7 protein-coding genes are annotated in these 15140 nt (G+C 68.8%); 3 read left to right on the forward strand and 4 right to left on the reverse strand.

All coding sequences use genetic code 11. The features are described 5' to 3' along the window. From EJA05_RS17680 to EJA05_RS17690, 3 genes are read left to right on the forward strand one after another with little or no spacing between them, the layout of a single operon-like run. On the forward strand, nt 1-4767 hold the full coding sequence (locus EJA05_RS17680) for a non-ribosomal peptide synthetase (protein WP_125859234.1): 4767 nt from the start codon (nt 1-3) through the stop codon (nt 4765-4767). Between the two features lie 3 nt (nt 4768-4770). Next, entirely contained in the window at nt 4771-5823 is a 1053-nt protein-coding gene (locus EJA05_RS17685; RefSeq protein ID WP_125859235.1) for a TauD/TfdA family dioxygenase, read from the forward strand. 58 nt (nt 5824-5881) lie between these two features. Then, entirely contained in the window at nt 5882-10507 is a 4626-nt protein-coding gene (locus EJA05_RS17690; protein ID WP_125859236.1) for a non-ribosomal peptide synthetase, read from the forward strand. Between the two features lie 37 nt (nt 10508-10544). Here EJA05_RS17690 and EJA05_RS17695 read toward each other — a convergent pair whose 3' ends face one another. The 4 genes from EJA05_RS17695 to EJA05_RS17710 form a co-directional block, all read right to left on the reverse strand. Further along, complete coding sequence (locus EJA05_RS17695; protein WP_104961196.1) at nt 10545-10856, reverse strand: DUF3325 family protein; 312 nt, start codon at nt 10854-10856, stop codon at nt 10545-10547. Further along, a complete protein-coding gene (locus EJA05_RS17700; RefSeq protein ID WP_104961195.1) occupies nt 10849-12396 on the reverse strand; it encodes a PepSY-associated TM helix domain-containing protein in 1548 nt (515 codons plus the stop codon). The genes EJA05_RS17695 and EJA05_RS17700 overlap by 8 nt, the downstream gene beginning before the upstream one ends. Then, the gene (locus EJA05_RS17705; RefSeq protein WP_125859237.1) at nt 12396-12704 is read right to left on the reverse strand and encodes a hypothetical protein; all 309 of its coding nucleotides are present in this window, start codon (nt 12702-12704) and stop codon (nt 12396-12398) included. Before EJA05_RS17705 ends, EJA05_RS17700 begins: the two co-directional genes overlap by 1 nt. Nucleotides 12705-12868: 164 nt before the next feature. Further along, a complete protein-coding gene (locus EJA05_RS17710; RefSeq protein WP_104961193.1) occupies nt 12869-15088 on the reverse strand; it encodes a TonB-dependent siderophore receptor in 2220 nt (739 codons plus the stop codon). Between the last annotated feature and the right edge of the window lie 52 nt (nt 15089-15140).

The raw sequence follows: 15140 nt of genomic DNA on the forward strand, positions 1-15140 counted from the left end.
ATGCAACTCGACCCCCAGCAACTGGCCGAGCGTATCGCCAGGCTCGCCCCGGAAAAACGCCAGGCCTTCGCCGCGGCCCTGGCCGCCCAGGGCTTCGCCCTCAGCCGCCTGCCAATCGTCGCGGCCAGCGAACCTGGCCCGCACCCACTGTCGTGGGCGCAGCAGCGCCTGTGGTTCCTGCATCGCCTGGAGCCGTCCAGCAGTGCCTACAACATGCCGGCGGCCCTGCACCTGCGCGGTCACCTGGACAGCGCGGCGCTGCAACGCAGCTTCGACCAGCTGATCGAGCGCCACGCGATCCTGCGCAGCACCTTCGACGAAGTCGACGGCCAGGCCCGCCAGACCGTCCACCCGCAGTTGCCGATGCCCCTGGCCCAGGTGGACTTTTGCGCGCTGCCCGCCGAGCAGCGGGCCGTGCGCCTGCAACAACTGATCGACGCCGAGAGCAACCGCCCCTTCGACCTGCGCCAGGGGCCGCTGCGCGGCCTGCTGGCGCGGCTGGACAGCGATGAGCACGTGCTGATCCTGTGTGCCCAGCACATCGTCGCCGACGGCTGGTCGCTGGGCATCCTGGTCAAAGAACTGACCGCCCTCTACAGCGCCGCCCTGCAAGGCCGCGACAGCGACCTGCCGGGCTTGCCGATCCAGTACCACGACTACGCAGTCTGGCAGCAGACCAGCCTGAGCGACAGCGCGCTGGCGACCGACCTTGCCTACTGGCGCGAGCAGCTGGGCAGCGAACAGCCGACCCTGGAGCTGCCCACCGACCACCCACGGCCCCGGCAGCCGAGCGGGCGCGGCACGCGTCACCAGCTGCGCATCGAGGCGCCGTTGTGCCAGGCCCTGCGCGAGCTGGCCCAGGCCCGTGGCACCACCTTGTTCAGCGTGCTGCTGGGCGCCTTTAACGTGCTGCTGTACCGCCTCAGCGGGCAGACCGACCTGCGCGTCGGCGTGCCTGTGGCCAACCGTACCCGGGTCGAGACCGAGGGCCTGATCGGCTGCTTCATCAACACCCTGGTGCTGCGCTGCCAACTCGACGGTCGCCAGCCCTTCAACGCCCTGCTCGACAGCATCGAGCAGACCCGCCGCCAGGCCCTGGCCCACCAGCAATTGCCCTTCGAGCGGCTGGTCCAAGCCCTGGAACCCGAGCGCCAGCTGCAGCACTCGCCGCTGTTCCAGGTGATGTTCAACCTGCTCGACGGCCAGACCCCGCGCCGCCTGCAACTGCCCGGCCTGGAGATCGACGAGATCGAGCGCGAGCAGCTGACCGCGCATTACGACCTGGTGCTCAACGTCGTCGAGCGCAGCGACGCCCTGGAAGTCACCTTCACCGGCAATGCCGACCTGTTCGAACACGCCACCCTGGTCGGCCACGGCCACAGCTATGCCACCCTGCTGCACAGCCTGGTGCAGGCGCCCACGGCTCGTATCGCGCTATTGCCGCTGTACGACGGCGAGCAACAGCAGCGCCTGCTGGCCGACTGCCAGGCTTCGCTGGCGCTCGGCCCACTGCCGGAGCTGGTGCACCTGCGCCTGGCCGCGCAGGCGGCCGAGCAGCCCGAGCGCATCGCGCTGATCCACGACGACAGCACCTGGAGCTACGCCACCCTGCAACAGCGTGTCGAGCTGATCAGCCGCCACCTGCTGGCCCTGGGCCTGCCCGCCGAAGCGCGCATCGGCCTGTGCCTGCCGCGCGGCCTGGACATCGTCGCCGCGGTGTTCGGCACGCTCAATGCCGGGCTGACCTTCGTGCCACTGGACCCACAGTTCCCCGGCGAGCGCCTGGCGCACATGATCGACGACGCCGATATCCGCCTGGTGCTGGTCACCCCAGAGACCCAGGCGGTCATGGCGCCCTACCAGCGCCCGTGCCTGGACGTCACCGCCCTGGACGCCACGGCGCCAGCACTGGCCGGGGTACCGAGCACACGCCCGGTGCAGCGCGAACAACTGGCCTATGTCATCTACACGTCCGGCTCCACCGGCAAGCCCAAGGGCGTGGCGGTCACCCACCGCTCCCTGGCCGGCTACAGCGAAGTCGCGCGCGCCTACTACGGGGTCGCTGCCGACGACCGGGTGCTGCAGTTCTCGACCTTCAACTTCGACGGCTTCGTCGACCAGCTGTTCCCGCCGTTGGTGTGCGGCGCGGCCCTGGTGGTGCGCGGCCCGGAGCTGTGGGACAGCGCCGAGTTCCATGCACGCCTGTACCGCCACCGGATCACCGTCGCAGCCTGCCTGACCACTGCATACTGGTTCCAGCTGGCCCAGGATTTCGCCCGGCAGCCGCACGCGGCCTACGGCGAGCTGCGCCTGGTCAGCGTCGGCGGTGAAGCGATGCCCAGCGCCGGCCTGGATGCCTGGCGCAAGGCCGGCCTGGCCGCGGTGCGCCTGCTGAACATCTACGGCCCCACGGAAATCACCGTGGTCTCCAGCATCCAGGACTGCAACGCGCTGCTGCAGCGCGACCCACTGCCACTGCAACTGCCGATTGGTGCGCCGCTGCGCGGGCGCGCCTACTACCTGCTGGACCGCGACGACAACCTCACCCCGCCGGGCGTCCCTGGCGAGCTGTGCGTCGGCGGCGAGCTGCTCGCCCGCGGCTACCACGACGTGCCCGGCCTCACCGCCGAGCGCTTCTGCCCCGACCCCTACGGCCCGCCCGGCAGCCGCATGTACCGCACCGGCGACCGTGCCCGGCGCCTGGCCGACGGCACCTACGAGTACCTCGGGCGCATCGACCAGCAGGTCAAGCTGCGCGGCTTCCGTATCGAACTGGGCGAGATCGAGTCGCGCCTGCGCAGCCACCCTCAGGTGCGCCAGGCCCTGGCGCTGGTACGCGAGGACCGTCCCGGCGACCGCCGCCTGGTGGCTTACCTGGTGTACCACGAGCAGGCCCCGCAAGCCGCCGAGCTGCGCCAGCATCTGGCCGCGCAGTTGCCCGACTACATGGTGCCCGCCGCCTTCGTGACCCTGGCGCAGATGCCCATGACCCCCGGTGGCAAGCTCAACCGCGCCGCCCTGCCGGCACCGGACTACAGCGCCCAGGGCAGCAGCCAGCGGGCGCCGCAGAGCGAGCGCGAGCAACAGTTGCTGGCGCTCTGGCAGAACGTGCTGGGGCAGCAGGCGATCGCCATGGACGACAACTTCTTCGCCATTGGTGGCCACTCGCTGCTGGCCGCGCAACTGGTTGCGCGCATTCGCCTGGAGCTGAACCTGGAACTGCCCCTGCGCAGCCTGTTCGAGGCGCCGACCATCGCCCAGCTGGCGTTGCTGCTGGACAACGCCGCGCCCAGCCGCCAGGCACCGATCACCGTGGCCGCGCTGCCGGCCGATGGCCGCCGGGTGCTGTCCCACGCCCAGCAGGGCATGTGGCTGGTACAGGCGATGCAGCCGGACAGCGCGGCCTATCACATCCCCAGTGCCGCGCGGCTGCTCGGCCAGCTCGACCTGCCCGCCCTGCGCCAGGCCTTCCAGCACCTCGGCCAGCGCCACGAAGCGTTGCGCAGCAGCTTCCACGAACAGGACGGTACGCTGCATGTGCGCGTACAGGACACCCTCGAACTGCCGTTCGAGCTGCATGATCTGGGCCCTGTGCCCGAGGCCGAACGCGAGGCCAGCGCCAAGCGCCTGCTGATCGAACTGGCGACGCGCCCCATCGACCTGCGCCAGGCACCGCTGCTGCGCCTGCACCTGGTCCGCCTGGACGAGCGCCAGCACCTGCTGTTGCTGGTGATGCACCACATCGTCTCCGACGGCTGGTCGATGGGCGTGCTGGTGCGCGAGCTCAGCCAACTCTACAGCGCGGCCCTGAGCGGCAGCGCGACGACCCTGGCGCCACTGCCGATACAGTACAGCGACTACGCCGCCTGGCAACGCCAGCAGCTGGCCAGCACCCAGCAAGCCCACCTGGGCTACTGGCAACAGGCCCTGGGCGAGCCCCTGCCGCCGCTCGAACTGTTCAGCTATCGCCCGCGCCCGCAGGTGCTCAGCGGCCAGGGCGCACGGTTGTCGTTCCAGGTCGCCGCGGCCCCGGCCCAGGCACTGAAACAGCTGTGCCTGGGCCATGGCGCGACCTTGTTCATGGGCCTCTTGGGGGTGCTGCAACTGAACCTGTACCTGCACAGCGAACGCGCCCAGGCGGTGATCGGCACCGACGTGGCCAACCGCGAGCACAGCGAGACCGAGGGCCTGGTGGGCTTCTTCATCAACCAGCTGGCGCTGCGCGTCGATGTCGGCGGCAACCCCAGCTTCAACGCCCTGCTGCAACGCCTGCGGCCTCAGGTGCTGGAAGCCTTCAGCCATCAGGCGTTGCCGTTCAACACCTTGGTGGAGGTGCTCAACCCGCCGCGCAGCCTGGCCTGCAACCCGCTGTTCCAGGCCAAGCTGGTGCTGCAGAACCACCCGGACGGCGCCCTTGAGCTGCCGGGCCTGACGATCGCGCCCGAACGCATCGAGCATGGCCAGTCGCAGCTGGACCTGCACCTGAGCGTGGAAGAAAGCCAGGGCAGCCTGGCCTGCACCCTGAAATACAGCACCGACCTGTTCGAGGCCCACAGCGCCGAAGCGTTTGCCGCAGCCTTCGTGAGCCTGCTCGAACAGCTGGTCGCAGCCCCTGAAGTACCCGTGCAGACAGTGGTCGAACCGCTGCGCCGGCAGCTTCAGGAACAACGCATGCAGCACGTGAGCGCACGCAGCGAACAGAGCCTGGCCCGCCTGGGCAGCAGCCGTCGCCGCGCCCGCATCAGCACCGACTCTATGGAGGGATAAGACATGAACGGCCCCGCGATTGCCAAACTCGGCGGCATGCGCCGCAAAACCATCCGTGTGGATGAAGACGCACTGGTCCATTTCACCCCGCTCAACCCGGGCAGCACCTACACCGCGGTGTGCGAACCGGCCGGCCCCGGCATCAGCCTGGTGGCCTGGGCCGAGGCCAACCGTGAGCTGATCGAGCGCAAACTGCTCGAACACGGTGCGCTGCTGTTTCGCAACTTCCAGGTGGACAACGCCGAAGCCTTCGACAACTGCATCAGCGCACTGTCAGGCGGCGCCCTGGAATACAAGTTCCGCGCCTCGCCGCGCACCCAGGTGGACCCGCGCCTGAACATCTACACCTCCACCGACTACCCCAAGGACCAGCGGATCTTCCCGCACAACGAACACTCCTACTCGCCGGTGTTCCCGCTGAAGATCTTCCTGTGGTGCGATATCGCGCCGCTGTCCCGCGGCGAAACGCCGATCGGCGACACCCGGGCGATCAGCCAGGCCATCGACCCCGAGGTGCGCGAGCGCTTCGCCCGCCTGGGCATCATGTACGTGCGCAACTATGGCGACGGCTTCGGCCTGCCCTGGCAGACCGTGTTCCAGACCGAGGACCGCGCCCAGGTGGATGCCTACTGCGCCAGCGTCGGCATCCAGACCGAGTGGAAAGCCGACGGCCGCCTGCGCACCCGCCAGGTAGGCCCGGCCCTGGTGCGCCACCCGCGCACCGGCGAGACGCTGTGGTTCAACCACGCCACCTTCTTCCACGTCAGCACCCTGCCGGCCAGCGTGCGCGATGCGCTGCAGGCCGACTTCGCCGATGACGACCTGCCGCAGAACACCTTCTATGGCGACGGCAGCCCGATCGAGCCGCAGGTGCTGGAACACCTGCGCGGTATCTACCTGCAGCACATGACCGAGTTCCCCTGGCGCCACGGCGACGTGCTGCTGCTGGACAACATGCTCTCGGTGCACGCACGCAACGAATACGACAGCCCCCGACGCATCCTGGTGTCGATGGCCGAAGCCCTGAACAGCACGGACGTGGCGCTCAAGCCCTGACGCGCCCCCACACGGTTCACGGTTTTCGACTCTGCCCCCTATTCAAGGCCTCCACATCATGTCCAGCATCGCCATCGAGGGCTTTCGCCCCGCCCTGCAACAAAACGCTCACTGGTCCCATGCCAGCGGGCGCGACGCCACCCTGTTCCTGACCTTCAGCCTGCCTGAGGGCACCGACCCCAGCCGCCTGCGCACGACCCTAGAGCAGGTGCTGGAGCAGCACGAGATCCTGCGCACCCGCCTGGTGGCCAGCCCCGGCATGCAACTGCCGGTACAGGTCATCGCCGAGCAACTGCTGATCGACTGGCGCGAGGTCGCCGACGACCTGCCCCAGCACGCCCTGCACAGCTTGCTGGGCGCGGCATTGGCCGAGGCCAGCCTGGCCGTCGCGCTGACCCAGGCAACGCCGCCACGGGCCTGCCTGGCGCTGCCGGCGGCCAACGCCGACCACACCACCCTGCAGCTGCTGTTGCAGCAATGGCAGGCGCTTTACCAGGGCCTGCCAGCGGACGAGGAAGCGGTGCAGTTCGCCGATTTCGCCGAATGGCAGTTCGAGCACCTGGGCAGCAGCGACAGCGACGCCGGGCGGGCCTTCTGGCAGCGCCAGCAGGCCGACGCCGCCGACCAGTACCTGGTGCAGCACCCGTTCCAGCGCGGCGAGGCCGCGCTGCCGGCACAGCCAGCCTGCCTTGCGCGCACCCCGGACGCGGCCTTCCAGGACCACATCGGCAGCGCCCTGGCCGGGCTCGACGCTCCGGCCGAGGCGCTGTTCGGCTGGTGCTGGGCACTGCTGCTCAAGCGCCACCTGGGCCAACCACAGGTGCTTCTGGGCTGGGCCCACGATGGTCGCAACAGCGCCACCACGAACGCCCAGGGCCCCTACGGCAAACGCCTGCCGCTGCACCTGCAGCCGGACGACCAGGACACCCTGGCCAACGCCCTCGCCGGCTTCACCCAGCTGCTCGAACAGGCCCGCACCTGGCAGGAAGAATGGCCGGCCCAGGCCCAGGACACGCCCTTCGGCTTCCGCCTGCGCCAGCCGCTGGCCTCGGCCTGGCCGGTGCTGGCGGTGCACGGTGAAACCTGTGCCCATGCCCTGTTGCTGGAAGTCCTGGAACAGCCCGAAGGCTTTGCCTTCCACCTGCACTACGATGCCGCCCGCCTGGACGCCGACGCCGCCGGGCTGCTACTCGACCAGTTCCTCACCCTCGCCCTGCAGGCCAGCGCCGCCAGCCAGCGCGCACTGGGCGAGGCCTCGGGCATCAGTGCCGCGCACCAGGACTGGCTCGCGGCGCTGAACCGCACCGAGGTGCGGCAACAGACCCCGGCGCTGCTGCACCAGCTGTTCGAACAACAGGTCGCCGCCCGGCCAGAGGCCATTGCCGTGCGCCACGGTGATGCGCAACTGAGCTACCAGGCACTGGAGGCGCGGGCCAACCAGCTGGCGCACCAGCTGCGCGACGCCGGCCTGGCGCCGGGGCAGGCCGTGGGCCTGTTCATGGGCCGCGGCCTCGACGCGATCGTCGGCATCCTCGGCATCCTCAAGGCCGGCGGCGCCTACCTGCCGCTGGACCCAAGCTACCCGGCCGAACGCCTGAGCGACGTGCTCGAGCAGACTCGCGCCAACCTGCTGCTGAGCCTGAGCAGCCTGGAGACACAGCTGCCCAAGGGCGACTACCGCACCCTGTGGCTCGACCGCCTCGCCGAGCACGACCTGCCCACGCAGCGTCCGCAACCGCTGAACGACGGCGACAGCCTGGCCTACCTGATCTTCACCTCCGGCTCCACCGGCCGGCCCAAGGGCGTGATGGTGTCGCACCGCAATGCCGTGCACTCCACCGCCGCACGCCTGCTCGCCTACCAGGAGCCGCTGCAAGCCTTCCTGCTGGTGTCGGGGCTGGCCTTCGACAGCTCGGTGGCCGGGCTGTTCTGGACCCTGGCCCAAGGCGGCGAACTGTGCCTGCCCCAGGACGACCAGGTGCAGGACGCCCTGGCCCTGGGCCGACTGATCGGCGCCCGGCGGATCAGCCACACCCTGATGCTGCCGTCGCTGTACGGGCAGGTGCTGGAACAGGCCGCCGACCAGCTGGGCAGCCTGCGCTGCGCCATCGTCGCCGGTGAAGCCTGCCCGGCCAGCCTGGCCCGCCAGCACCGCCAACAGTGCGCCCAGGCGCAGCTGTACAACGAGTACGGGCCGACCGAGGGCACGGTGTGGTGCAGTTACTACCGCGCCCAGGGGGACGAACAGGGCGTGCTGCCGATCGGCAAGGCGATCGCCAACATGCAGATGTATGTGCTCGACGCCCAGCTGCGCCCGGTGGCCGCCGGCGTCAGCGGCGAAATCTACCTCAGCGGCGCCGGCATCACCCAAGGCTACCTGGGCCGCCCCGACCTCACCGCCGAGCGCTTCCTGGACAACCCGCTGAACCCGGCCGGCAGCCTGCTTTACCGCAGCGGTGACCTGGGCCGGGTCAACGCCCAGGGCGACATCGAGTTCCTCGGCCGCATCGACGACCAGGTGAAGATCCGCGGTTTCCGCATCGAGCTGGGCGAGATCGAGGCGCGCCTGCTCAACCACCCAGGCGTGCGCGAGGCCGCCGTGGTGGCACGCGCCAACGACACCGGTGACAACGAGCTGGTCGCCTACGTGGTCGCCCGCGATGCCTGCCCGGGCGCCACCGCGCTGCAGGCGCACCTGGGCCTGCAGATGCCGGAGCACATGGTGCCGAAAACCTATGTGATGCTGGCGGCCTTCCCCCTGACCCCCAACGGCAAGCTCGATCGCAAGGCCCTGCCGGCACCGGTGCGTGAGCGCCGGGCCAGCTACCGGGCACCGGCTACCGAGCGCGAAGCCACGCTGGCGGCGCTGTGGGCCGAGGTACTCGGCGTTGAACAGGTGGGCCTGGACGACAACTTCTTCGAGCTCGGCGGCCACTCGCTGACCGCCACCCGCCTGGTTTCGCGCCTGCGCAGCAGCCTGGGCCTTGAAGTGCCGGTGCGAGCGCTGTTCCAGCACCCGACCCTGGGCGCGTTCGTCGAACAGGCCCTGCCCCGGGCCGAGGCGTCGACACTTCCACCGATCCGTGCGCAGCGCCGCGAAGCGCCAGTGCCACTGTCCTATGCCCAGGAGCGCCTGTGGTTGTTCGACCGCCTGCACCCAGGCAGCACCACCTACAACGTGCCCGAGGCCGTACGCCTGCGCGGTGCCCTCGACCTGCCGGCCCTGGAGCGCTGCTTCAGCGTGCTGCTGCAGCGCCACGAAAGCCTGCGCACCACCTTCGCCCTGGACGGTGACCTGCCGGTGCAGCGGGTGCGAGCGGCCGAGGACTTCGCCCTGGGCCTGATCGACCTGGGCCGGCTACCCGAGGCGCAGCGCAGCGCGCGCCTGGGCCAGGAACTCCAGGCCCAGGCCGCGCACCGTTTCGACCTGGAGCACGGGCCGCTGTTGCGTGCCGGCCTGGTGCGCCTGGCGGACGACGAACACGTGCTGTGGCTGACCCTGCACCACATCGCCTTCGATGGCTGGTCGATGCGGGTCTTCACCCGCGAACTGATCGCCCTGTACAGCGCCTTCAGCCACGGCCAGGACTCGCCGCTGGCAGAGCCACAGTTGCAGTACGCCGACTTCGCCCAATGGCAGCGCCGTGAGCTGAGCCAGGCGGCGCTCAAGCCGCAGCTGGACTTCTGGCTGGGCCACCTGGGTGAGGACCGCAGCCTGCTGCAGTTGCCATGCATGCTGCCGCGCCCGGCCCTGCCCAGCCATCGTGGCGCCGAGCACAGCCTGATGCTGGGCCCGCAACTGGCCCAGGCCCTGCACGCCTACAGCCGCGAACAGGGCTGCACGCTGTTCATGACATTGCTGGCGGCATTCAACGTGCTGCTGGCAGGCCATAGCCAGCAATCGGCGATCCGCATCGGCATCCCCATCGCCAACCGCCATCACCAGGAGCTGGAGGGGCTGGTCGGCTTCTTCGTCAACACCCTGGCGCTGCGCACCGACCTGGCCGGCAACCCGCGTTTCGACAGCGTCTTGCACCAGGTGCGCGACAACCTGCTGCACGCCCACGCCAACCAGGACCTGCCGTTCGAGCAACTGTTGCAGGCCCTGCCCGGCGCCCAGCAGCACAGCGTGCCGCTGATCCAGGTGATGTTCGACCTGCACCAGGAGCGCAACCTGCGTTCGTCGGCGTTCGGCGACCTGAGCATCGAGCCGCTGAGCGAAGACCACGGCAAGCGCAGCACGCTGTTCGACCTGATGCTGGATGTCAGTGAGCGTGAGCAAGGGCTGATCGCCACCTTCACCTACAGCACCGACCTGTTCGAACCTGCCAGCATCGAGGCCCTTGGCGAGGACCTGCAGGCCCTGCTCGAAGCCCTGCCCGGCCAACCCGCGCCGTCGTTCGAAGCGCTGGTGCAACGCCTGCGGCCACAGCCGGCGGCGCACGCCGGGCAGCAGCCCGAGGCCCGGGAGCAAGTGGCGCAGCTGGTGCGCGAGGTGCTGGAACTGCAGACGCTGGATGAGCAGGCGCACTTCTTCGAGGTAGGCGGCAGCTCACTCAAGGCCGTGCTGCTGTGTGCCCGCGTACAACAACTGTGGGGCACCCAGGTACCGGCCCACCTGGTGTTCCTCAACCCACGCCTGGACGACCTGCTGAACGTGCTGAGCCGCTACAGCCACGCCTGACCCTGACCCGCCCGCTGGCCAGGGCCAGCGGGCGGGCTCAACGGCAAAAGCACCGGCCCAGCCGGTGCAACCAGGGCTTGCGCCAGCACAACAACAGGCTCACGCCCAGGCCACAAGGCACCAGGGCCAGCACCCAGAACAACGTCCCCATCGCCAGCCCCAGGCCGGCCTGCCCCACCAGCCATGCCAGGCCCGATGCCAACAACGCTGACAGGCGCAGCGTCCGAGTACCGGGGAACGCCTGCGGCTGCATCACTTGCCGCCAATGGCCGGCCTGACTCAGGGCCAGCAACGCCAGGCCCAGCGTCTGCAGACCCAACCCCACCCCGCTCGCCAACCACTCAGGCATCCTTGACCTCCGCCAACCTGCGCACAGCCGCGGCGCGCCGCCGCAGGCGCCAGCCCAGGCCGCCCGCAATCAGGGCGCAGGCCAGCAGTGCCAGATCGACACCGGCCACCGCCCACAAGCCCTGGCTGAGCGCTCGCCACGGATGATCACCCGTGCTCCAGGCGTTCGACAGCACGGCCAGCAGCGCCAGCGCGCTGATCGCCATGCACTGCGTCGCCCACGGCGCACGGGCCTGCGCGCAACGGCCAATCACCCACAGCGCGTGCAGCCCGGCCAGCAGCCAGGCGGCGAAGAACACCCGCACCTCCCACTCGGCACGCCCGCTCAAGGCCAACGGCAGCCAGCGGTTGGCCACCAGCATGGCCAAGGTGGCCAGGGGCATGCCGGTGATCAGCACGCTGCACAACAGGGTCACCGACATCCCGCCCGGCTCCCGGGCAGGCTGCTGCAGGCGGCGCTTGGCCAGCCAGTACAGCAGGCCGCTGGCAAGCATCACGCAACCGCTCAGGCCTGCGAAGAAGTACAGGGCGCGCAAGGCGGGCTGGTGGAAGTGCGCCACGTGCAGCCCGGCCAGCACATCCAGGGTCGCGGCCGCTGGCGGCAGCCGCGATTCATGCAGCAACCGTGCGCTGGCGCCGTCGAAGTACAGGGTCTGCCCATCCAGGCTCAGGCGGTCAGCCAGGCTGCGGCTGACCTCGACATAGGCATTGGCGTCACCGGGATGCCAGACCCTGACGAACGCAGGCTCACCACCGCCCCAATGCTGGCGGGCCTGGGCCAGCATGCCGTCGAGCGAGGCCATTGGCCCTGGGGTGCCCGTCGCCGGGCGGCTGTAGGCGGCGTTGGCCTGCACCGCGAACTGCCCGGCCTGGCCTGGATACAGCGCATCGATGGCCGCCGGCAGGTACAGCGGGAACAGGATCAGCAGGCCGCTCAGCAGGATCAGCGCATGAAACGGCAAGGCGAACACGCCGGTCAGGTTGTGCAGGTCGAGCAACCGGCGGGGAGCCTTGTCGGCACGCAAGGTGAACAAGTCCTGGAACAGCCGCGCATGGATGCACACGCCGGCGATCAGGGCGATCAGCCCGACCATCGCGGCCAGGCCCAACAGCCGGGCACCGAGGTTCCAGGCATGGATGTTCAGGGTGTAATGAAGACGGTAGAAAAAGTCGCCGCCACGGCTACCGGCGGCGGCCAGCACGCCGTCGCCGCCAGGCTGCAGAAAGCGGCTGAAGCCTTCGCGCTCGACGCTCCAGGCCTGGAAGCGCAGCAGCGGGCGGCGCGCATCGGGCAACTCGACGTACCACTGCAGCAGCGCCTTGCCCTCGCTCAGGGCAGCCACCCGTGGCAGCACCTGCTGGTCCAGCGACAGCGGCGCGGGCGCCGGCGCCACCCGCAGCGCCGGCAGCATCCAGCTGTCCAGCTCGCGGTCGTACAACGCCAGGCTGCCCATGAAGAACGCGACCAGCAGCAGCGCGGAAAACCCCAGGCCCAGTACCCGGTGCGCCCACAGCATGGCCTGGCGGACACTGTCGAACATCAGCTCGCCCCCGCCAGCGCGCGCAGCGTCGCCAGCATCACCAGCGACACAGCGGCCAGGCACAGGCTGTTGCGCACCAGCCGTCGCGCGCACAACAACCAAAGCACCAGTGGCGGATAGAGCACGAAGGCGGCGATAGAGCTGCTCAGCACCGCCTCGCTGGGCGCTTGCCCAAGCCAGGCCAGGGCCAGCGCGGCCAGGGCGCTGAGTGGCCAGATGAACAGGTAGGCCAGCAGCAAGGCCAGCAGCAGCCACAACCCGCGCTGTCGGCCCCGGACGCTTGCCTTGTGTGACGCCGGTCGTTTCACCCTGTTCTCCTCGTTGCTTCACGGTGTTTCGACGCCCCAACAAACACGCCCCCGCCGGTGCCCTGCTGGATCAGCTGGGCACCGGCGGGGGCGTGCTTGCCGAGCATTGATGCTCGGCAGCGGCGCCGACGCAGTATGCCGGGCGGCGCCGCTGCTGTCGCGGGTCAGAACTTGGCGCGCAAGGTCAGCGATACCGCGCGAGGGTCACCGAAGATGTTCCCATCCTGGAAGGTGTTGATGCGCTGGTAGTACTTCTTGTTGGTCAGGTTGGTGCCGAGCAGGTCAGCCGACAGGTTCTCGTTGATCTGGTAGCCGATACCTGCGTCGTACAACGCGTAGCCGCTCTGCTGCAGCTTGGTGCCTTCCATGCCGATGCCGGGAACGTGCAGCTTGTTGTAGGTTTCGCTGACAACGCTCACGCCGCCCTGCACGCTCCACTTCTCGAGCTCGCCAGGCAGCTTGTACAGGGACCAGACCCGCAGCATGTTTTTCGGCAGGTAAGTCTGCAGCTGCTCGTTGGGGCTGTCGTAGCGCTTGTAGGTGTGGGTGAAGTTGGCGGTGAGGAACCAGTCAGGCGTCATCTGCCCGGTCACTTCCAGCTCGTAGCCACGGGTACGCGCCTTGCCACCGGCCACCACGGCCCGCGAGTTCGGGTCGTTCATGTCGGGGATGGCGCGGTTCTCTTCCTCGATCTGGAAGGCCGCCAGCGAGGCATTCACCGCGCCGTCGAGGAACTCACCCTTGATGCCGAGCTCGTGCTGCTTGCCTTCGATCGGCTCGATGATGTTGTTGTTGATGTCCAGGTTGCTGACCGGCTGCGGGTTGAACACCTCGGCGTAGTTGGCGTACAGCGAGTAGTTTTCGTTCAGCTCGTAGATCAGCCCGTAGAACGGGGTGAACTTCTGCGACTCGCTCTGGCTGGCCTTTTCCGACGGCGAGCCGGCCTCTGGCTGGTGCTGGCTGCGGTGCATGTCGAGCCAGGTGACACGGCCGCCCAGGACCAGGGTCAGCGGGTCGGCGAGGCTGATGCGCATGTTGCCGTAGACCGCCTTGGAGCGGGTGTTGGCGACGTTGGTCGGCAGGCGGTCGGCATCCGGGAACGCCGGGTAGCCGAAGCTCGGCTGCGGGTCGTAGAGGTCCACGTCACCGAGGAAGCTGGAGAAGTAGCCGCCGTTGGAGGCGAACTCCGAACGCGAATAGTTGGTCCCCACCAACAGCTTGTGTTCACGACCGAACAGGCTGAACGGGCCGTCGGCGTACAGGTCGACTTCGTCCTGTTTCTCGCGGTAGTCGAACATGATCGAGTTCATCGACACCAGGTTGTCGGCCGGGTCGATGCCACCGCCATTGCGGGCGTAGGCCTGGGTCAGGTCGTAGTTGTTGTCGGCGTGGCGCACCGACAGCTTGGTCTTCCAGTCGCCGCCGAGCTGATGCTCGAGCTCGGTGAACACCGCGGTGCTCCAGAAGTAATCGCGGTTCCAGTTGGCGCCGTAGAAATTCTTGCGCGAGACGTCCGGCAGCGACATGGCCGCTTCGCCGGCGGCGTTGGTGTAGCGGAACGCCGGCAGCGAGCGCTGGGCGCCACGGATGTCGGTGTTCTGGTTGCTGGCACCGATGGTCCAGACGGTGTCCGGGGTCAGGTCGATGTCGACGATGCCGTAGGCCTGGCTGGTCTCACGCTTGCCGCTGCCATCGTAGGGGAACGCTGTCTTGTTCTCGCTGAGCACCAGGCGGCCACGGATGTTGCCGGCTTCGGTCAACGGCCCGGTGACATCGACCATGCCACGGTAGGCGTCCCAGGAGCCGGCGCTGATTTCTGCCGATACCGCCGCGTCAGCCTGCGGGCGCTTGCGCACCAGGTTGATGCTGCCACCCGAACCACCGGCGCCGGTCAGGCTGCCGGACGGCCCCTTGAGCACTTCGACGCGGTCGTACATGGTCAGGTCCGGCGACAGGAAGATCCGGTTGTCCATGGTGGTCGGCGTGCCGTCCAACTGCAGCGAGGTGATCTCGAAACCGCGCGAGAAGAAGCTCAGGCGGCTGGCGTCGATGCGCTGCACGGTCACACCGCCCACTTTGCCCAGGGCATCCTCGAGGGTGTAGAGGTTCTGCTTCTGGATGCGTTCCTGACCGATGACGTTGATGGTCTGCGGCACTTCCTTCAGGCGCAGCGGCACCTTGGTGCCCACCGAGACCGTCGGCGCTTCGGTCTGCATGCCGACGATGGTCTGGTCAGGCAGTGTGATGGACGCCGGCGGCGCCTTTTCCTCGGTGCTTTCCTCGGCCCAGACCGCCGGGGCGAGCAGCATGCCGCTGCTCACCAGCGGCACCAGCAGCCAGTTACCCGCCTTGCCTGGCTGGCGCCCCTTTTCAACTTGACTCATATCGCAAGCTCCTGTGCATGGCCTTTTTCGGGCCATTATTTTTTTAAGTGTT

This window comes from Pseudomonas oryziphila, assembly GCF_003940825.1.
In the GTDB taxonomy this organism is placed as follows: domain Bacteria; phylum Pseudomonadota; class Gammaproteobacteria; order Pseudomonadales; family Pseudomonadaceae; genus Aquipseudomonas; species Aquipseudomonas sichuanensis.